Below are 18225 nucleotides of genomic sequence, written 5' to 3'. Positions count from 1 at the left end.
GCATTTGAGATGAAGTTTGAAGATTTGAAAGGTTTTGCATTTGACCTTGACGGTGTTATTGCTGACACTGCTCGTTTTCATGGTCAAGCATGGCATCAATTAGCTGACAAGGTTGGAACTGAATGGACTCCAGAATTGGCTGACGCATTAAAAGGTGTTAGTCGGATGGATTCTTTGGAATTAATCTTGAAGGCTGGCGGTCATGAAAATGACTATACGCAAGAAGAAAAAGAAGCTTTGGCAACTGAAAAGAATGATAACTATATTAAATTAGTTGAAACTCTAACCCCTGCCGATATTCTTCCAGGAATGAAAGACTTCTTAGATGAATTGAAGGCTAATGGTTACCATATTGTATTAGCTTCTGCTTCTAAAAATGCGCCAAAGGTTCTTAAGTATTTGCAATTAACTGATTACTTTGAAGGAATCGTTAATCCAGCAAACTTAAGTCATGGTAAGCCAGATCCAGAAATTTACCAAGAAGCAGCTAAATTAATGGATCTTCCAGCTGACCAAGTAGCGGGACTTGAAGATGCCCAAGCCGGAATTGAATCAATTAACCGTGCTGGTGAATTATCAATCGGTTTTGGTGCTGATTTAAAGGATGCTGATGTTAAGTTCGATAAGACTGGCGACGTATCCTTAGCTGCTATTAAAGCGCAAATGAATTAAGATCCAATTTCTCTCTTTTAATAATCCGTAAAGACGTACTTAGAATAATCTAGGTGCGCCTTTTTTAGGTGAAATTATGAAAAGAAAAGTAATTATAGCAATCATTATTTTAATTAGTTGCTTATGTGTGGCAGTTACAATTAATTTTAATCGGCCTTCCCCTCAGCCAGTTCAAGATGAAACACAGTCAAGTCAGCAGCCGAAACCAAAATTTACCGATCAGCAAATTGGAATTTTAGCAGGATTGGCAACATCTCCTGAATGGTTAAAACAAAATATTGCTGGAAATCAACTCGTTTATGGAATTGTTAAGCCATCTGACACCGTTCCAGCGGGGGTAGCTGATTATAGCTATTTAGTAGCCGCTGACGACCAAGATGGGACGGTAATTTTCTTTAAAGAGGAAGGCCAAACCGTAATCATAAAATACACTTCTCAGCGAAATACAAAACTAAAAACAAAGGACTTAACCTTATCGCAATTAAAAAAAGAATTCTACCAAACGAGGTCACAAAAAAGAGAAGTAGATGACTATGTAGCAGGATTGCGAACCGAATAAAATTTAAGGCATCTTAAAAATGCTATTTTTAGGGTATTCTTTAGTAGTGAGTACTGTATAATATTCAAATTAAAGGAGGAAAATGTGATGTCAATTTACGGCCCATATGAGCAGATTTTGTCAAATATTCTTTCCCTCACAACTGATCGGATTAAAGAACTAAATCAGCAAACTGTGCAGGATGAGCAACCGAAACTTTATGAACATTTAATTGCCCGAGTAAAGACTTCCAAGAGTATGGAAGAAAAATGCCAACGAAAAGGCTATCCGGTCTCTACTGAATCGGCCTTACGAAAGTGTCGCGATGCAGTTGGAATCAGAATTGTTTGTAACTTTATCGATGATATTGACCGTTGTCTTTACCAATTACGTCAAGCTGACTGGTGTGAGGTTATTAAGGAAAAAGATTATATTACAAATGCAAAGCCAAATGGATATCGGAGCTATCATGTCATTATTGATGAAAAAGTTCCGTATCAAGATATTGAAGGAAATAACCCGGGACATTTTTATGTTGAAATTCAGTTACGGACGATCGCAATGGATTCATGGGCAAGCCTCGAACATGAGATGAAATATAAACATAATATTAAAAATCCAGAGCTAATTGGCCGTGAACTTAAACGTTGTGCTGACCAATTAGCATCATGCGACGTTCAAATGCAAACAATCCGGGAATTAATTAATTCTAGTGAGGAAGGCGAATAAGATGCGAATCCTTATAGCAGAAGATGAACAGCAGCTATCTCATGTATTAAGTTCAGCGATGACAGCGAGCGGCTATCAAGTTGATGTTGCTAATAATGGCCAAGAAGCGGTTGAGCAGGCGAAAGAAAATGCTTATGATGTCATAATTTTAGACATCATGATGCCTGTTAAATCAGGACTGGAAGCATTAAAAGAAATCAGAGCGAGTGGTAATCGCACGTATATTATGATGTTAACGGCAATGGGTGAAGAAGATGATAAGGTAACTGGGCTTGATGCTGGTGCTGACGATTACTTAACTAAGCCATTTTCCTTAAAAGAACTGCTTGCTCGTTTGCGTTCCCGTCAACGCCGCGATGATTCTTACCAAGTAGATGTTCTTGAATTTGGTGATTTGACCCTTAATGGAAATGATCAATCGCTTGAAAGTCATAATTCGATTAGTTTAACGAATCGGGAAAATCGCTTACTTCAGTATTTTATTTTGAATGCTAATAAAGAACTATCAGTAAATGAACTTATCAGTCACGTTTGGGATGAGAATGAAATCGCTGATCAAGAAAATCTCTGGATTAATATCTGTTATTTACGACAAAAATTACAGGCAATTCAATCTCAAGTAACAATTAGTGGTGAAAAAACTGGACCGTTTATGATTGTATACTAGGGGGCCAAGGAATGATTCAACGTTTTCGCTATAAATTTATTGCAATCTCAACTGCGGCGTTATTATTTGTGATTTTGACAATTGTTGGCAGTATTTGTACCCTCACTTACTATCAATCTCACCAAGAAATTGAACGGGTATTGACGATTTTAGTAAATAATGATGGTCAAATTCCTCGAAAAGGGATTCAGACTACTGACAATAATCAACCTCAATTTTCACGTGAGGGCCTTCATCAATATCGTTATTTTGCTGTATTGGTCGATAATAAAAATCAAGTAACGGAAGTGCGAGATGATCATATTGCAACGGTTACGCCGCAGGATGCCCGAGCAATGGCAGACCGTCTTATAAGAAGAAAGTTGCATAGCGGACAGTTGCTGTATCAAGGAGTAACTTATGCCTATAAGATTCGAAATAGAGACGGGGGAAAAGTAATTGTCTTTCTAGACGAATCACTTCTTATGGCCCGGACACGATCATTAATGCATACTGGGTTGATTCTAGGAATAATTATTTTAATTTTATACACCGTTGTCCTAACTCTTTACTCGCGTCGTGCAATTCGACCAATTATTGAGGCAGAGCAGCGGCAGCAAGAATTTATAACTAATGCTAGTCACGAACTAAAAACGCCATTGACGGTTATTTCAGCGAATAATGAAATGCAAGAGATTATCAATGGGGAAAATGAATGGACAACAAGTACCAAGCAACAGGTTACCCGCCTGACAAAGTTAATTAATAACCTGGTGTCACTTGCGCGCATGCAAGAACAACCGACATTAACGATGGTGCCAGTAAATGTAAGTCAAATTGCCAGGGATGTGGCTAGTAGTTTCAAGAGTGTGATTTCAACCGAACAGAAACAGTTCAATGTACAGATTGATAAAGGCTTGGTAGCAAACGCTGATGAGAATACACTACGGGAACTATTGAATATTTTGCTTGATAATGCGAATAAGTATTGTGATCCTCAGGGTGAAATTGATTTTACAGTGTCCTCATCTAGTCATAGCAAAAATATAATTATTACGATTGCGAATAGCTATAAAGATGGTAAAAGTCTGGATGTTAAAAAATTCTTTAACCGCTTTTACCGGGTTGATGAATCGCATACTCAAGGGAAAAAGGCTGGCTTTGGTATTGGGCTTTCTATGGCTCAATATATCGTTAAACAATTTAAAGGGAAAATTACGGCCAAGTACACAAATGGTAAATTAGCTTTTATCGTAACGTTAAAAGAAGTAGGAAAGTAAGAATGAAAATTTGGCGACTTAAGATTGGGATATATGCAGTTGTTTGGAGCCTAATAATTGGTGTGCTGACAGCAGCATATTTAAACTTAGTTAACTGGGTAATTGATTTAGTTTGGCATCAATACCTTGATACGACAGTTGGTGGCAAATGGTATCCGTTTTTAGTGTGTATTCCATTGGGATTTTTGATTGGTTTCTTGAATAAGCGATGGGGAAATTATCCCTTAACAATTGAACAAGTGCTGACGCAGGTAAGGATGAAGGGGCAATTAAATTATCATAATTGGTGGAAGTCTTTTATTCTTGGTTTATTGGCCTTGGGCGCCGGCGGAAGCATCGGACCCGAAGCTTCTACAACCGTATTAACTAGCAGTATGGTTAATTGGCTTGGGGATCGCTTGCGCTGGGCAGTTTCAATGCGCCAGAAGGTTTCTCTTTGGCATGGTAAAATGCAAACGCAAGATTTAGCCGTTGCCCCTAGATTCAGTCAGCTTTTTAAAAATAAATATCAACGAATTCTTGTTATTTCAGGATTAGTTGGAGTTGGGATAATAGGCGCAACGATTGTTTTTAAGCTTTTTCCTGAAGAAGGTGTTTTTGGAATTCATCACCGGACTATTAATTGGGAGTGGATCAATTTATTAACGAGTATCCCAACACTTATTATCGGGCTTGCTTTTGGGTGGCTGTTTGTTCACTTAGAAAATTGGGCTGCACTGATAATTAACGCAAAAATAAGCAAAATTTGGCAAGGTGGGATTTTTGGGCTAATTTTAGCGGTTAGCTCGTTGATCACAAGCGATATTTTGTTTTCTGGTGAGTTTAGAATTGTTCCTTTTACTCACGAAGCTTTTAATCATTCAATCACCTTCCTATTAGTTGTAGCACTCGTAAAAGCCGTAATGAGTAACCTTGGTTTTGCAATGGGATGGCGGGGAGGAACTATTTTTCCGGCTATCTTTTCGAGTGTAGCGGTAGGAACTGCCTGTGCGATGATGTTACCGGGGGATTTACGGGTAAATGCAATTGTTGTGATTGCGGCAAGCCTTACCTTTATTTTAGAAAAACCGTTATTAACAATTATCCTGCTGTTATTATTAGTACCGATTGAACTAGCTCCTGTAATCATTCTTGTTTGCTTCTTAGTGGGTAGGATTATTAAACTTTTTCCGGCTAGTGAATAGGGAATCTTTAATATCTTTTGTGCAACAAGGAAGATCGGGTATTTGCTAAGCCTAAAAATTATTTAAATTTCGTTTTATTAATATCTAGTTGTTTATATGAGAGAATTCCTGTATCTTTATTAAAAAACGATTAGAAAACGAGGCGATAATATGTTTAGCAGAATTGGTCAATTAATATTTGATAATGAAGCCGTTGCGAAGACTTCTGATTTTACAATGGGTCTTGAGATTGAAATGCAACGAGTAGACGAAGATGGCAACCTAAGCCTTGAGCCATATCCGTCAGCGATTGGGGATGAGAAGACTAATCCATGGATTACCAATGATTTTTTAGAAACAATGGCTGAAATGGTAACTCCTTCTGCCCAACATGCTCTTGATGCGATGCATTATTTGTATGTTATTAATAATACATTGCGATCTGCCCTAGCTCCTGGCGAGTTATTATGGCCGTTATCGATGCCTCCGCGACTCCCTAAAGATAAGACTAAATTGCGGCTAGCTAAAATGGGACCGAAAAAAGAAGCTTATTTGAAAGAATGGGCAAAACGTCATGGATACTCGCAAGGAACGCCTTGTGGAGCGCATATTAATCTGAGCATTGATCAGCACATTATTACGTTAGTACTTAATGCTTTTCCAGAGCGTTTTAAGAATGAGCGTGAAGTGCGGAATTATTTATATACTATCCTGGCACAAGGTTTTGTCCGGTATCGATGGCTCCTTACGTATCTTTATGGTGCAAGTCCAATTGTTGAGGAAAATTATTTTGAACCGGGAAAAGGGTTGCCTCACCCGATTCGGAGCGTGCGACAAAGTCAATACGGCTTTGGAACAAAATTTACTGGTGATTTTACTAATCTCGATCGTTATATTGCGCGGATTGAAGAAGGAGTTAAAGCAGGAATTTTAACATCGGATTACGAATTTCATGGTCCGGTGAGGTTCAAAGGAAACGCGGATTTAAAAAAGTTGCCTGAAGATGGAATTGAGTATTTAGAATTACGAATGCTCGATTTAGATCCTAGTAGTTCAGTAGGCGTTCGAACTGGCACACTAAGATTTATCCGTTTATTAGCAAGCTACTTGATCATGCAACCACCATTAAAAGAAAACGAAGTAGAAGAAATGTTGGTGACTGCCGATAAAATGAATGAAGTGGTGGCCGAGGAAAATCCCCAAGCAATTTGTAAATATCAGGCAAAAGCTCGTGCTGTTCTCAAAAGTTTAGAGCGGTATGCCAATCAAATCCAACTCGGTCCAGAATATTCCGAAGTTCTGGAAGACTTAGAAGATCGGGTAGAGAATCCACTAACTACCCCGAGTGCTAAACTCTTAAGCTATGTAAAGGATGGCTCGCTTACCAAGTATGCGTTGCGTCGTGCCAAACGTTATCAACAAGCAGCACAGGAGACAATCCATCCTTTCAAAGGGTTTGAAGATGGACGAATCTATACTGCTGATGAGCTGCGAAAAGAATTAACATTGTAAGAGAGCTGGCAATAACCTTTTCAACGAGGAATTATATTTTTTTGATTAATCGTAGGAAAGGGAGCGTGATAGAAGTTACTTGTGACTTCGTTTTTCGACGCGAAGCAAGCCTTTGGGAGTTCCCGTAAGCAAGGCCAAGGCCTCCAATGTTCGGTTTAACCGAGCGTTGGAGGCCTATTGTTGTACTGCGCTATTTGTCTTTTATGAAAGAAGCCTGACTTATGTCACAACCCTATTTACTTAACTGCTATTTTTGCTCTAGCGATTAAGTCAGCAAAAATAGCACGTGAATAATCATAATGTTTAAACATGTTTTCCGGATGCCATTGAACTGCTAAGATTTGATCAGAGTTAATGGTTTCCACGGCTTCTGGCACTTGATCATCAGCCCATGCCGTTACATGAAGTGGTTCAGCAATTTGATTTAGTGATTGATGATGACGTGAATTAACATATGGTCTGGGTCCTACTAAGTTAAATAATCGACTTGCCTTGTCTGTAGTAACGTGGTGGGAAGGGAAATTTCCTGGAGCATCTTGAGAATGCTTGAGCGTTTGATGAGGATTTTCCGAAAGATCTTGGTATAAAGTCCCGCCAAGCGCAACATTTAGTACCTGCATTCCGCGGCAGATTCCCATCATTGGCTTTCCAGCATTAAACGCAGCTGTTGCAAGACTGATTTCAAATTGATCTCGTTTAAGATATGTAGGACCTAATTTTTGGTGTGGTTCTTCCTTGAAAAAGGTTGGATCGACATCGCTTCCTCCAGCAAAGATAATCCCATCAAAAAGATCAAGGTAAGATGGTGCTAGTGAAGCAGCAACACTAGGAAGAATAACGGGTAATCCTCCTGATTTGATAATAGCTTCTATTAATGGGCGAGGTGCGAAGGCAGCATTTCGCTCGTTAATGATGTTTGTAGCTTCAGTTAATGTATCTGCAGGAATAGCAATTCGTGGATGCATATAATCCCTCCTCATTTAATTCTCATGATATTATAATCAAATCATAATTCGTTTGGAATAGCAATCAGTATTTTTAATAAAAAAGATATTAAATAGAAAATGAAAAAGAATGTAAAGATGCTTGAATATAACTAATATTAACTCGAGGTTCAAATAAAATAATGGGGTCAAGATGTCCTGCGTGGGATATGGTACATTTAAGACTCCGGCTGATACAGCTGAACAGGCCGTGAAAGAAGCAATTGAAACCGGTTATCGACCCATTGATACTGATGCTGTTTACGGAAATGAAGAAGCAGGAGGTCTAAGTAGCAAAAGACGCCAGCACAAGTCTGCTTACGTTAGATTCTTCAACAGGGGGATTCTTTCATTACCGAAGTCTGTACATAAAGAACGGATAGTAAGTAAAAATATATTTGATTTCAAATTAACGGATGAGGATATGCATAAGATTAATTTATTGCCAAACCGTGGTGGCCAATGTGTTGATCCAGATGAAGTTGATTTTTAATAATAAGAAACATGAAATTGATGCAACAGTATTGGGTATCTGGTCAGAATTAAAATAGTATGCTAAAAAAGTCTCGAACCTTCATGGAGGAGGCTTTTTTGATATAATTTCTTTTAGCTAATAACGAGGAGAATTTGAAAATGAAAAATGCTTATCGTGCGTTTATACAATATTCACGCCAATTCAGGAAAAATTGGTTGGAGTACTTAATATTATTCGGTGGTCTTGATATTGTAAATCAATTTGCAGTAATTCCCTTTTTTCGCTGGATAACGACCTTTGTATTACAAGCCGGAGAAATTCCGTTTGTTTCATATCAAAACTTAATAACTATTTTAACGAAGCACCCATTGGTTGTTATTAGTTTATTGATTGAATTAGGATGTTTGCTAATTATTATCTATGGCGAATTTATGCTCTTGTTGACGGGCTTTCGTGAAATTGGCTTGCCGGAGTTTAGCTGGCGGCGAATGTTTAGGCAAACGCAAGAAACTTTATCATTGTTAAATTTTGGATCGTTAATTTTATTATTAGGTTACTTTTTGCTCATTATTCCATTTGCGGATATCATCTTTCGGACCCCTTTACTGGCGAAAATCCAAGTTCCTCAGTTTATTGTTGATTATCTTACCCGTAATGTGTGGCTTATTGGTGGGTTGGCCTTGTTCTATCTTTTGATGACAATAATCGGTATTCGTTTAATATTAACAATGCCGTTAATGGCTTATCAACACTTACGGTTACGAGTTGCGATGTCTCAAAGTTGGCAAATGACAAGTAAGCTAAGATGGCTGAACTTTTTAATTCAAATTGTGCTGATGACAATGATTGTGGGTAGTATAACTGTTGTTTTTAATCTCATGATTTACCTTCTACAGGTTGTTTTGGATTTATTACCCGGGAAATTATCCTTGCTTACTGCTATCTTTAACTTGTCGATCTTACAACTTGGTGGTGAGCTACTAGCAGTATGGGCAGGAACGATTATCTTACTGGTAGTCGTCAATCCGTTAACGAGTATTAGTGAGCTAGCGACAACTTCTGAACATCCATCACGAGGCTTGCTTACCTCCTTTATGCTTGTGTTCTTGGTAATTGCTTTGGCAACTCTTGCAAATAATACTTTTTACATGCGGGGGACGGGATTTAAACGCCCAATAACCATCTCTCATCGGGGTGTTGCTGAAAAAAACGGGGTGCAAAATACCATTCCAGCAATGGAAAAAACAAGTAAATTTAAGCCTGATTATATTGAAATGGATTTGCATGAAACAAAGGACCACCAGTTTGTTGTAATGCATGACGAGAATCTTAAAGACCTAACAGGAGTAAACAAAACACCTCATGAACTAGCATTGAAGCAATTAACACGATTAACAGCGCGCGAAAATGGCTATCATGCTAAGGTGGCGAGTTTTGATCAATATTTAGCAGCGGCAGAGAAACATCATCAGAAACTTTTGATTGAGATAAAAACAACACCACATGATTCAAAGCAGATGCTCCAGAATTTTAATCGCCGGTATGGGAAGAGGATTTTGCGAGACCATGACCAAGTTCACTCGCTCGATTACAGTGCTGTGACTAAGCTAAAAAAGATTAATCCGCGGTTAACAGTTTTGTATATTCAACCTTATAATTTGGGTAATCCCCAGGGAGTTGCTGATGGTTTTTCGATGGAATATTCAACATTAAATCAGGACTTTATCACTCAAGCCCAGTGGCAACATAAACCGGTATATGCATGGACGGTTAATGAAACAGATTTAATGAAACAGACTATGTATAACCATGCTGATGGGATAATTACCGATAATTTAGGGAAATTAAATGCGGCAATTAAAGATTTTACTGGTAAGCAAAGTTATGCTAATCGAATTTTAAACTATATTATTGTTGTCCCTACAAGCGAAGGAATTGAACCGTAAAAAATACTCGAGAACAGATAAGCCATTAAGACGATTAGTTCTCGAGTATTTTTTATCCAATATGATGCTTCTTTAATTGCCTAATAACAACTAATGCCACTATTCCACCGATCATTCCTTGGATAAAGTTTGAACCTAAACTTAAAAAACCAGTAATTACATGGTACATGACGGTATTGCAGATAAAGTAAATTGCAATCATTGCGATTGTTCCAGCCAAGATTGCGGTCCATTTGCCCCAGGTGGTGTTGCCATATTTTTTATAAATCCAGCCACTAATAAATCCTTCTAAACCATGAGCAGCAAAGGAAAATAAGGCATCTTGCGGAAAGCCGGAAATAAGGTCAAGGAACATTCCGCCAAAGCCGCCAACAATTGTTCCTGCTCCTGGTCCCAAGAGCATTGCAGCAATGAATACACCAGCATCACATAAGTTGACGTTACCATGTGTCCATGGAATGGGGATAAGAAAGAAGCGACCAAGGACAAGAGTTAATGCTAAAAGCATTGCAGCAATTATTGAGCGACGCAACCGAAAAGTAGATTCCATATTAAGACTCCTAACATAATCAATTGTGAGTAATTTTACAATAATTTTTAAGAAATTTCAGAGAAAAAATGTATTGTTATTTATCTAGCGATATAAATAAAAATCAGCTTAATATCTTTCGTGATAGTAATTGCATTGAAATATTATGTAATAAAGCTGAGAATTGATTTTCGATTGATAATCAATATTCCTATTTTATATATTGATTAAATGAAAATTATGCGTATAATAAATTGTGAAAATTAGAACATGATATGAGGTGTGTGTTATGAAGGTTATTATTGTTGGTTGTACACATGCGGGAACGATTACTGCCACTCAAATTTTACAGAATCATCCAGAAACAGAAGTCTCAATTTATGAACGGAATGATAACGTTTCATTCCTCTCATGTGGGATTGCTGTTTACTTGAGCGGTGATGTTGGTGACCCAGATGCAATGTTCTATTCAAGTCCCGAACAACTTGCTGCCATGGGTGCAACAGTTCATATGCAACATAATGTAACTGATATTGACCCTGAGACTAAAACGGTTACAGTGACAGATCTAGTGACAGGTGAAACAAAGACTGACCATTACGACAAGTTAGTTGATACTACAGGTTCTTGGCCAGTAATCCCTCCAATTGAAGGTGTGGATGGCCCTCGTGTTTATTTGTGCAAGAATTACCATCATGCTAAAGAATTGTTTAACGTTGCTAAAGATGCGCAACGGATTGTTGTAATTGGTGGAGGTTATATTGGAGTTGAATTAGTAGAAGCTTACACTCGTCAAAACAAGAATGTTACATTGATTGATGGTTCTCCACGGATGCTTCATAAATACTTTGACCGTGAGTACACTGATCGGATTCAACAAGAATTTGTAGATCACGGCGCCCGCTTTGCTTTTGACCAACGCGTAACCGGATTTGAAAACCACGAAAATGGTGTAACCGTTAAAACGGATAAGGGTAATTATGAGGCAGATATCGCTATCCTCTGTGTTGGTTTCCGTCCTAATACTGATCTCTTAAAGGGTAAAGTTAAGATGCATAATAACGGGGCAATCATTACAAACGAATACATGCAATCATCTGATCCAGATATTTACGCTGCTGGAGATTCAACGGCTGTTCACTATAACCCAACTGGCAAGGATGCATACATTCCATTAGCTACTAACGCTATTCGGCAAGGAACAATTGTCGGCACAAATCTCTTTGGCAATACGATGCGCGATATGGGAACTCAATCTAGTTCTGGCTTAAACTTATACGGGACAACGATGGTATCATCTGGATTAACTTTGGAGAATGCTAAGGAAGCTGGTTTTGATGCAGCTGCGGTGACAATTGAGGACAACTACCGCCCGGAATTTATGCCAACGACAACCCCCGTGTTAATGACATTAGTTTGGGATAAAAAGACTCGGCAAATCCTTGGGGGACAGTTTATGAGTAAGCATGATGTTTCTCAATCTGCTAACATCATCTCCTTATGTATCCAAGATAAGCACACGATTGATTATTTAGCATTTGTTGATATGCTTTTCCAACCACACTTTGATCGTCCATTTAACTATGTAAATATTCTTGGTCAAGCGGCGGTAAAGAAGCAAGCTGAATTAGAAAAATAATAACTAAAAAAGGTTAGAAGAGAACGAAAAAGTTTTCTCCTAGCCTCTTTTTTGCGCTTATTTTTAAAAATCACCGTTCATAATCGAATCTTTTACAATCATATAATCGACCTTCCGAATAGCTTCAAGGTCACGACCACCCGAGTAAGAAATAGATGATTGCAAGTCTTCTTGCATTTCATTTAAGGTGTCTTTGATGGAGCCGCGGTAAGGAACGAGCATCTGCTTTCCTTCAACATTTCGATAAGCACCCTTTTGAACTTCAGATGCAGAACCCCAGTATTGCTTGTATTGTTTTCCATCAATGGTGATGACATGTCCTGGTGATTCGAGGTGGCCAGCAAGCAATGAGCCAATCATCACCATTGAAGCACCAAAACGAACAGACTTAGCAATATCGCCATTATGTCTAATACCGCCATCAGCAATGATTGGTTTACGCGCGGCTTTAGCACACCAACGAATAGCGGATAATTGCCAGCCTCCAGTACCAAAACCAGTCTTTAGCTTAGTGATGCAGGCTTTACCAGGACCAACCCCAACCTTAGTCGCATCCGCCCCTGCATTTTCAAGGTCACGAACAGCTTCGGGAGTCGCAACATTTCCCGCGGTTACAAAAGTGTCGGGAAGTTTTTCTTTGATGTATTGGATCATTTTGATCACAAAATCAGAATGACCGTGGGCAACATCGATCGTAATATATTCTGGAGTTAATTGTTCGGATTTTAGTTGATCAATAAACTTGTACTCATTATCTTTAATCCCGACTGAAATCGAAGCAAACAATTCTTTTTCGTGCATCATTTTAACGAAAGCTGCTCGTGTCTCTGGATTAAAACGGTGCATCACGTAATAATAGTCATTTTGGGCAAGCCAAATTGCTAAATCTTCATCGATGACGCTTTCCATATTTGCAGGTACAACAGGGATTTTAAATGTGCGCGGACCAAACTTGACGCTTGTATCTGCTTCCTTGCGGCTCTTAATCACACATTTATTTGGGACCAATTGAATATCATCATAATCGAATGTTTTCATTAGGGCAGCTCCTTTTTAAAAATTTACCCTAATTATTATGCGCTAAAATAGATGAAGCGTCAATGAAAATAGCGTACATTTGCTGAGTGATTCCTAAAAATAGTTCGATAAACTGTTGACGACAAGAAATTAATCCGGTAAAATAGCGAAGTAAAAACGTTAATTTTAGAAAATATAACTATGAGGTGAAAATAAATGTCATCAGTTGTTATTGTTGGTAGTCAATGGGGCGATGAAGGAAAGGGTAAGATGACCGATTACCTAAGCCAAGAAGCGGATGTTGTGGTTCGTTCACAAGGTGGTAATAATGCGGGTCATACAATTGCATTTGATGGTAAGAAGTTTGCCCTCCGTCTCGTACCATCTGGGATTTTTGCTAAAGACAAGTTAGCAGTAATTGGTAATGGAGTGGTTATTAATCCACCGGCATTATTAAAGGAATTGCATTATCTTCAAGACAACGGAATCGACATTTCTGGGTTACGGATTTCTAGTCGTTCGCATATTACTTTCCCATACCACATTCTTCTTGATAAATGTCAAGAAGAGGCGAAGGGTGATCACAAGGTCGGAACAACCAAGAATGGTATCGGACCGACTTACATGGACAAGGTTTCCCGAGTTGGTATTCGGATGTGCGACTTACTTGAAAAAGATACCTTTAAGGAAAAGCTTGAACGTAACCTAGCTGAAAAGAACGAATTATTCACTAAGTTATACCATGTTGACCCAATTAGCTTTGACGATATTTTTGAAAGTTACTACGAATACGGTCAAGAATTAAAGCAATACGTTACTGATACAGCTCAAATTGTTAATGATGCTCTTGATCAAGACAAGAAGGTCCTCTTTGAAGGTGCACAAGGGGTTATGCTTGATGTTGATCAAGGAACATATCCATATGTTACTGCTTCTAACCCAATTGCGGGAGGAGTATGTACTGGTGTTGGTGTTGGTCCTAACAAGATTGAAACAGTTGTTGGAATTTGCAAGGCTTACTCTACACGGGTTGGTGCTGGCCCATTCCCAACCGAATTAACTGATGAGATTGGTGATCAGATTCGTGAAACAGGTCATGAATACGGAACTGTTACAGGTCGGCCACGGCGCGTTGGTTGGTTTGATAGTGTTGCAATGCGTCATGCACGGCGGGTTTCCGGAATTAGTTGCCTTAGTCTTAACTTACTTGATGTTTTGACTGGCTTGAAGACTGTTAAGATTTGTACCTCATACAAACTTGATGGTAAGCAAATTGACTACTACCCAGCTAGTTTGAAAGAACTTGAGCGTTGTGAACCAGTTTATGAAGAACTCCCAGGATGGGACGAAGATATTACTGGTGCAAAGAAGTTTGAAGACTTACCAATTAATGCGCAAAACTACTTGAAACGGGTAAGTGAATTATCAGAATCACCGCTTGCAACTGTTTCTGTTGGTGCTGATCGGATTCAAACAATTATCGTTAAGGATCCGTGGGAATTAGCACATAAATAAATAGATGAAAGCTTCTAATGTTTGAATAATCTTTAAGCATTGGAAGCTTTTTATTTCTCTTGCCTCCCCTATGGTATAATCGAGACAAATACACGTTATAGGAGGCAAGATGATGACACAGCCAACCCTAACAGTAGAAAAACATTATTTGAATTGGCCGCTTAACCGCCCTTTAAATCAAGCTGACATAATGCATGAGTTGGGTGTGCATGCATCCGATGAAAATGGCCAAGATTTAACGAGTAAGGTGATGATGAACCTAACTCAAGTGAATGTTAACAAAGCAGGAGAATACCCTGTGATGTTAAGTGTGATGAATAATAATGGACAAAGTACTCAGGTAAGCATCACACTAAACATTCAACCGATGCGGACACAGAATGCAACTCAGGAAACTGCAGCTCCCAAAAAGTCAAGACGGGGATGGCTATGGGGCGTTATCGTAATCATTATTATCTTATGTGCCTGGTGGGCGATCAGCTCTCATAACCGGCAAGCAGCTAATCAAGCGGCAACTGATAGTCAGCAAAGTAGTCAAATAAGCAATAATTCAAGCAGTATTAGCGATTTAACAAAAGATAATCAACATCTCGCTAACCAAGTTGCAGAACTTAAAGGGGCAACCCAACAATATCAAAAAGACCACGATCAACAAGCATTAGAAAGTCGACTTGATAAGATTCAAAGTCAAACTCAAGACTTGCAAAATCAAGTCCAAAGTAACAATGTGAAGCAAGATTTAAACCAAGTTAATGAAACTGTTAATGAAGTACGGGAAAACCCAGATAATGGGACGAAAATTGTCAACAATCTAAAGAATAAGGGCGACTTTCAAGAAATCTGGGGAAATATTAGCCAAGAAGTCCAGAAATGGTTAGATGAGTTTGCTAATTAGTGAGTTTGACAGCAACAAGATAGACCCTTAAAATGGTAATAATAATTAGCGAGATTTCCCGTTAAGTTGTTAGGGATGAGGGAAAGGCTCAAGTAAATGCTGGATCCTTCCTTAGATTAGCGGAGGGTCTTATTCTTTTGAAAGATTTTAAATTAATTAAGGAAGTGACATGATGGCTCATGAGATCTTAGACGGCTCAAGTATGCAACGTGCATTGACCCGGATTACTTATGAGATTATCGAACAAAATAAGGGTGTCGATAACTTAGTATTTGTTGGAATTAAGACGCGAGGGGTATATTTAGCAAAGCGCCTCGCCAAGCGACTAAATCAGTTGGAAAATGTAGAAATGCCTGTGGCAGCACTTGACGTCTCTCTTTATCGCGATGACCGTCATGTACCAGACTATACTCAAGAACCAACCGTAAAAACTGATCAATTAGATATTGATATTACTAATAAACACGTTATTTTGGTTGATGATGTGCTCTTCACTGGACGGACAGTTCGGGCGGCTTTAGATGCCTTAATGGATACGGGACGGCCAAACCGAATTTCATTAGCGGTCCTTGTCGATCGGGGACACCGTGAATTACCAATTCGGCCAGATTTTGTTGGAAAGAATATCCCAACAGCAATGAATGAAACCGTTCATGTAGCAGTTGAAGAATATGATGGCCATGAAGATGTAACAATTGAACATAATTAAAAAGCTCAAGACAGAAATGCCTGTGAGCTTCCCACAAGTAACAATAGGCCTCCAACGTTCATCCTTTACTGGACGTTGGAGGCCTATTGGCGTCTTGCGCTGTTTATTTTAATGGATACAGCTTGACTCATGCTCCACAGCCTTTTATCTTATCTTCCGCCACCAATCCACTGTTGAATGCTCATTAAATACTCGGGTACCAAACTTTTTTTGAAACCACCGGACCTGTTTGGGGGTAAATCCTCGGAAGACTAATGGTAAGTTTTTCCAATGAGAATAGAGAGCATAGAGAAGGAGGATGTATTGTTCCTTGCTAATATCATCTACTGGAATCTCACTAACCATGGTCATCGAAATCCCTGTCCCCAGTGCAGGAAATGTATCAAGACTAATTTTGTAGATTGGGTTGTTACTGATGTTGGTGGTAAATACGATTAATGCTTGTTTTTGTCGCGGATGATAAACTTTTTCGATCCGCTTATTGATCTTGTGAACTTGGCGTTTAGTTGGGTTAAGAATTATATTTCGCATATAAAAGCCTCTAATCGAACGTCTGTTTAGGAGATAGTATATCATACTTAGGAACAGAATAAATCATGTAAAATTTCTTTATTGATGTAATTTTGCCAATTCTTTTCGTTGGAATTACACTATTCTTATTAATGCGGTATGATTGGATTAGTGAGTTTAGCATTAATCGTGCAGGCCATCTGATGCCAAAATGGTTTGCAATTTTTAGAATGGTCTTTGGTTTTGTGATTTTACTGTTAATTTTATTCTGGTTAACGTGGCATGAGCGAGCCAAAAAACTAGAGGAATAGAAAAACGCTCAATGATTGCACAAGTCATTGAGCGATTATTTTAGGGAATAGTAGTAGCTGATATCGCACATTATCTGCTACTAGTAAAATGTTAAGTCTGATTGAGGCGAATAACTAAAAACAACTATTGGCACCACCCTAGAAGAAAGAACAATTTAACTTTGGGAGTTTATTAGGATTTTTGTCCTTATTAAAATGAGAAAAAGTTAAGGACATTCTAGAAGTCATTAAGTAATAAAATTGATCTCTTCACAAATTGCTTTTGATGTTAAAGCTTCAATTCGTTGATATTTTACCAAGTAATTTATCAATAGTTAATAGTTTTACGAGATTATGCACTCACTGTGTACAAGTGATACCAAGAATATACTTTGTTCTAACAAGGGTGTTATTTTGCTATATTTTTACTAATCGTTTATATTAAGATAATATAGTTTGGAGTTTATATAGGAGAAAAAAGATGGATATTCGTAAAATTAATACGTTAAATAGAATTAAGGAAGGATTTATTACTGTTTTAGATACTAAAAAGTTATCAGAATGTACTACTAATGATATTGTAAATAGCGCTGAAATTAGTAAGAAAACTTTCTACAATTATTACCAAAATAAACAGGACCTTCTTCATGAAATTGAAAATGATCTATTGGAAGGACTGAAAGAAGCTCTCGTAATTGATCGGGAAGAGCTAAAAGATGTTAAGCATTTACCAGGTGCAGACGAAATTAAGGAATTAGCAGAAGTTGCTTTTAATCAGACTTTAGCTTTTTGTAATGAGAACAAGCATGCATTGTCAAATTTACTTTCCTCAAATGGGGACATGCAGTTTTATCAAATGATTGTTGAAGTAGCAAATGCAGAATTTGATGCGCGAGTTCCATATTTATTTGGTGATATAGACATTAAAGAAACTAATGTGAAATCGCCATTGCCGTTTTCATTTATTAAAACCCTCTATATCAATACAATTGTTAATTTGTTAATGCTTTGGGGTGCCGCACCAGATGCTTTGAGTATTAACGAAATTAAGTCAATTGCAGGCTTGATTCAAACAAAATCACCAGTTGAATTGATTCGAATTTATAAATTATATTTAAACTAGAAAATGAGGAGCCCAAAATTTTCGGCTCTACGTCAAGTAGTGTTGATACGCAAA

18 protein-coding genes are annotated in these 18225 nt (G+C 38.2%); 14 read left to right on the top strand and 4 right to left on the bottom strand.

Annotated features, from left to right (window positions below):
• Positions 1-9: 9 nt before the first annotated feature.
• The 7 genes from pgmB (at position 10) to LMB57_RS09460 (ending at position 6540) form a co-directional block, all read left to right on the top strand.
• Positions 10-672: a beta-phosphoglucomutase gene (gene pgmB, locus LMB57_RS09490; protein WP_003669573.1), complete on the top strand. Its 663-nt coding sequence runs from the start codon at positions 10-12 to the stop codon at positions 670-672.
• Positions 673-748: 76 nt separating this feature from the next.
• Complete coding sequence (locus LMB57_RS09485; RefSeq protein ID WP_229272452.1) at positions 749-1231, top strand: Lreu_0056 family protein; 483 nt, start codon at positions 749-751, stop codon at positions 1229-1231.
• Positions 1232-1318: 87 nt separating this feature from the next.
• On the top strand, positions 1319-1939 hold the full coding sequence (locus tag LMB57_RS09480; RefSeq protein ID WP_229272453.1) for a GTP pyrophosphokinase: 621 nt from the start codon (positions 1319-1321) through the stop codon (positions 1937-1939).
• 1 nt (position 1940) lies between these two features.
• Positions 1941-2606: a response regulator transcription factor gene (locus LMB57_RS09475; protein WP_229272454.1), complete on the top strand. Its 666-nt coding sequence runs from the start codon at positions 1941-1943 to the stop codon at positions 2604-2606.
• Between the two features lie 11 nt (positions 2607-2617).
• Complete coding sequence (locus LMB57_RS09470) at positions 2618-3865, top strand: sensor histidine kinase (protein WP_229272455.1); 1248 nt, start codon at positions 2618-2620, stop codon at positions 3863-3865.
• Positions 3866-3867: 2 nt separating this feature from the next.
• Positions 3868-5049, top strand: coding sequence for a chloride channel protein (locus LMB57_RS09465; RefSeq protein ID WP_229272456.1), 1182 nt, complete (start codon positions 3868-3870; stop codon positions 5047-5049).
• A gap of 150 nt (positions 5050-5199) precedes the next feature.
• Positions 5200-6540 (top strand): glutamate--cysteine ligase, encoded by a 1341-nt coding sequence (locus LMB57_RS09460; protein ID WP_229272457.1) that lies wholly within the window; start codon positions 5200-5202, stop codon positions 6538-6540.
• A gap of 236 nt (positions 6541-6776) precedes the next feature.
• On the opposite strand, the gene LMB57_RS09455 is transcribed toward LMB57_RS09460, so the two are convergent.
• On the bottom strand, positions 6777-7505 hold the full coding sequence (locus tag LMB57_RS09455) for a gamma-glutamyl-gamma-aminobutyrate hydrolase family protein (RefSeq protein WP_229272458.1): 729 nt from the start codon (positions 7503-7505) through the stop codon (positions 6777-6779).
• A 172-nt stretch (positions 7506-7677) separates the two neighbouring features.
• Between LMB57_RS09455 and LMB57_RS09450 the strand changes: the two genes are divergently transcribed.
• Complete coding sequence (locus tag LMB57_RS09450) at positions 7678-8016, top strand: hypothetical protein (RefSeq protein WP_229272459.1); 339 nt, start codon at positions 7678-7680, stop codon at positions 8014-8016.
• 140 nt (positions 8017-8156) lie between these two features.
• Positions 8157-9944 (top strand): glycerophosphoryl diester phosphodiesterase membrane domain-containing protein, encoded by a 1788-nt coding sequence (locus LMB57_RS09445; protein ID WP_229272460.1) that lies wholly within the window; start codon positions 8157-8159, stop codon positions 9942-9944.
• A gap of 52 nt (positions 9945-9996) precedes the next feature.
• Here LMB57_RS09445 and LMB57_RS09440 read toward each other — a convergent pair whose 3' ends face one another.
• The gene (locus tag LMB57_RS09440; RefSeq protein WP_229272461.1) at positions 9997-10494 is read right to left on the bottom strand and encodes an ECF transporter S component; all 498 of its coding nucleotides are present in this window, start codon (positions 10492-10494) and stop codon (positions 9997-9999) included.
• A 268-nt stretch (positions 10495-10762) separates the two neighbouring features.
• Here LMB57_RS09440 and LMB57_RS09435 point away from each other — a divergent pair, with 268 nt between their 5' ends.
• On the top strand, positions 10763-12112 hold the full coding sequence (locus LMB57_RS09435; protein ID WP_229272462.1) for an FAD-dependent oxidoreductase: 1350 nt from the start codon (positions 10763-10765) through the stop codon (positions 12110-12112).
• A 63-nt stretch (positions 12113-12175) separates the two neighbouring features.
• On the opposite strand, the gene LMB57_RS09430 is transcribed toward LMB57_RS09435, so the two are convergent.
• Positions 12176-13150, bottom strand: coding sequence for a GMP reductase (locus LMB57_RS09430; protein ID WP_229272463.1), 975 nt, complete (start codon positions 13148-13150; stop codon positions 12176-12178).
• A gap of 195 nt (positions 13151-13345) precedes the next feature.
• Here LMB57_RS09430 and LMB57_RS09425 point away from each other — a divergent pair, with 195 nt between their 5' ends.
• The 3 genes from LMB57_RS09425 (at position 13346) to pyrR (ending at position 16248) form a co-directional block, all read left to right on the top strand.
• On the top strand, positions 13346-14644 hold the full coding sequence (locus tag LMB57_RS09425) for an adenylosuccinate synthase (protein ID WP_153704811.1): 1299 nt from the start codon (positions 13346-13348) through the stop codon (positions 14642-14644).
• 109 nt (positions 14645-14753) lie between these two features.
• Positions 14754-15539, top strand: coding sequence for an immunoglobulin-like domain-containing protein (locus LMB57_RS09420; protein ID WP_324255240.1), 786 nt, complete (start codon positions 14754-14756; stop codon positions 15537-15539).
• Positions 15540-15711: 172 nt separating this feature from the next.
• Positions 15712-16248 (top strand): bifunctional pyr operon transcriptional regulator/uracil phosphoribosyltransferase PyrR, encoded by a 537-nt coding sequence (pyrR, locus tag LMB57_RS09415; RefSeq protein WP_229272465.1) that lies wholly within the window; start codon positions 15712-15714, stop codon positions 16246-16248.
• A gap of 144 nt (positions 16249-16392) precedes the next feature.
• Here pyrR and LMB57_RS09410 read toward each other — a convergent pair whose 3' ends face one another.
• A complete protein-coding gene (locus LMB57_RS09410; RefSeq protein WP_229272466.1) occupies positions 16393-16779 on the bottom strand; it encodes a hypothetical protein in 387 nt (128 codons plus the stop codon).
• A gap of 750 nt (positions 16780-17529) precedes the next feature.
• On the opposite strand from LMB57_RS09410, the gene LMB57_RS09405 reads away from it, so the two are divergent.
• Positions 17530-18171, top strand: coding sequence for a TetR/AcrR family transcriptional regulator (locus LMB57_RS09405; protein WP_229272467.1), 642 nt, complete (start codon positions 17530-17532; stop codon positions 18169-18171).
• Positions 18172-18225: the final 54 nt, after the last annotated feature.

The organism is Limosilactobacillus secundus (assembly GCF_020784695.1).
GTDB lineage: Bacteria > Bacillota > Bacilli > Lactobacillales > Lactobacillaceae > Limosilactobacillus > Limosilactobacillus reuteri_F.
The sequence above is the reverse complement of the archived record's forward strand: the minus strand, read 5'-3'. Positions and strand labels throughout refer to the sequence as shown.

Excerpts from the sequence above, each read along its gene's own strand:
- LMB57_RS09475 (WP_229272454.1), top strand. The coding sequence starts at position 1,941 with ATGCGAATCCTTATAGCAGAAGATGAACAGCAGCTATCTCATGTATTA.
- LMB57_RS09465 (WP_229272456.1), top strand. The coding sequence starts at position 3,868 with ATGAAAATTTGGCGACTTAAGATTGGGATATATGCAGTTGTTTGGAGC.
- LMB57_RS09440 (WP_229272461.1), bottom strand. The coding sequence starts at position 10,494 with ATGGAATCTACTTTTCGGTTGCGTCGCTCAATAATTGCTGCAATGCTT.
- LMB57_RS09405 (WP_229272467.1), top strand. The coding sequence starts at position 17,530 with ATGGATATTCGTAAAATTAATACGTTAAATAGAATTAAGGAAGGATTT.
- LMB57_RS09445 (WP_229272460.1), top strand. The coding sequence starts at position 8,157 with ATGAAAAATGCTTATCGTGCGTTTATACAATATTCACGCCAATTCAGG.
- LMB57_RS09480 (WP_229272453.1), top strand. The coding sequence starts at position 1,319 with ATGTCAATTTACGGCCCATATGAGCAGATTTTGTCAAATATTCTTTCC.
- LMB57_RS09470 (WP_229272455.1), top strand. The coding sequence starts at position 2,618 with ATGATTCAACGTTTTCGCTATAAATTTATTGCAATCTCAACTGCGGCG.
- LMB57_RS09455 (WP_229272458.1), bottom strand. The coding sequence starts at position 7,505 with ATGCATCCACGAATTGCTATTCCTGCAGATACATTAACTGAAGCTACA.
- LMB57_RS09430 (WP_229272463.1), bottom strand. The coding sequence starts at position 13,150 with ATGAAAACATTCGATTATGATGATATTCAATTGGTCCCAAATAAATGT.
- LMB57_RS09485 (WP_229272452.1), top strand. The coding sequence starts at position 749 with ATGAAAAGAAAAGTAATTATAGCAATCATTATTTTAATTAGTTGCTTA.
- LMB57_RS09460 (WP_229272457.1), top strand. The coding sequence starts at position 5,200 with ATGTTTAGCAGAATTGGTCAATTAATATTTGATAATGAAGCCGTTGCG.
- pgmB (WP_003669573.1), top strand. The coding sequence starts at position 10 with ATGAAGTTTGAAGATTTGAAAGGTTTTGCATTTGACCTTGACGGTGTT.
- LMB57_RS09435 (WP_229272462.1), top strand. The coding sequence starts at position 10,763 with ATGAAGGTTATTATTGTTGGTTGTACACATGCGGGAACGATTACTGCC.
- LMB57_RS09410 (WP_229272466.1), bottom strand. The coding sequence starts at position 16,779 with ATGCGAAATATAATTCTTAACCCAACTAAACGCCAAGTTCACAAGATC.
- LMB57_RS09425 (WP_153704811.1), top strand. The coding sequence starts at position 13,346 with ATGTCATCAGTTGTTATTGTTGGTAGTCAATGGGGCGATGAAGGAAAG.
- LMB57_RS09450 (WP_229272459.1), top strand. The coding sequence starts at position 7,678 with ATGTCCTGCGTGGGATATGGTACATTTAAGACTCCGGCTGATACAGCT.
- LMB57_RS09420 (WP_324255240.1), top strand. The coding sequence starts at position 14,754 with ATGATGACACAGCCAACCCTAACAGTAGAAAAACATTATTTGAATTGG.
- pyrR (WP_229272465.1), top strand. The coding sequence starts at position 15,712 with ATGGCTCATGAGATCTTAGACGGCTCAAGTATGCAACGTGCATTGACC.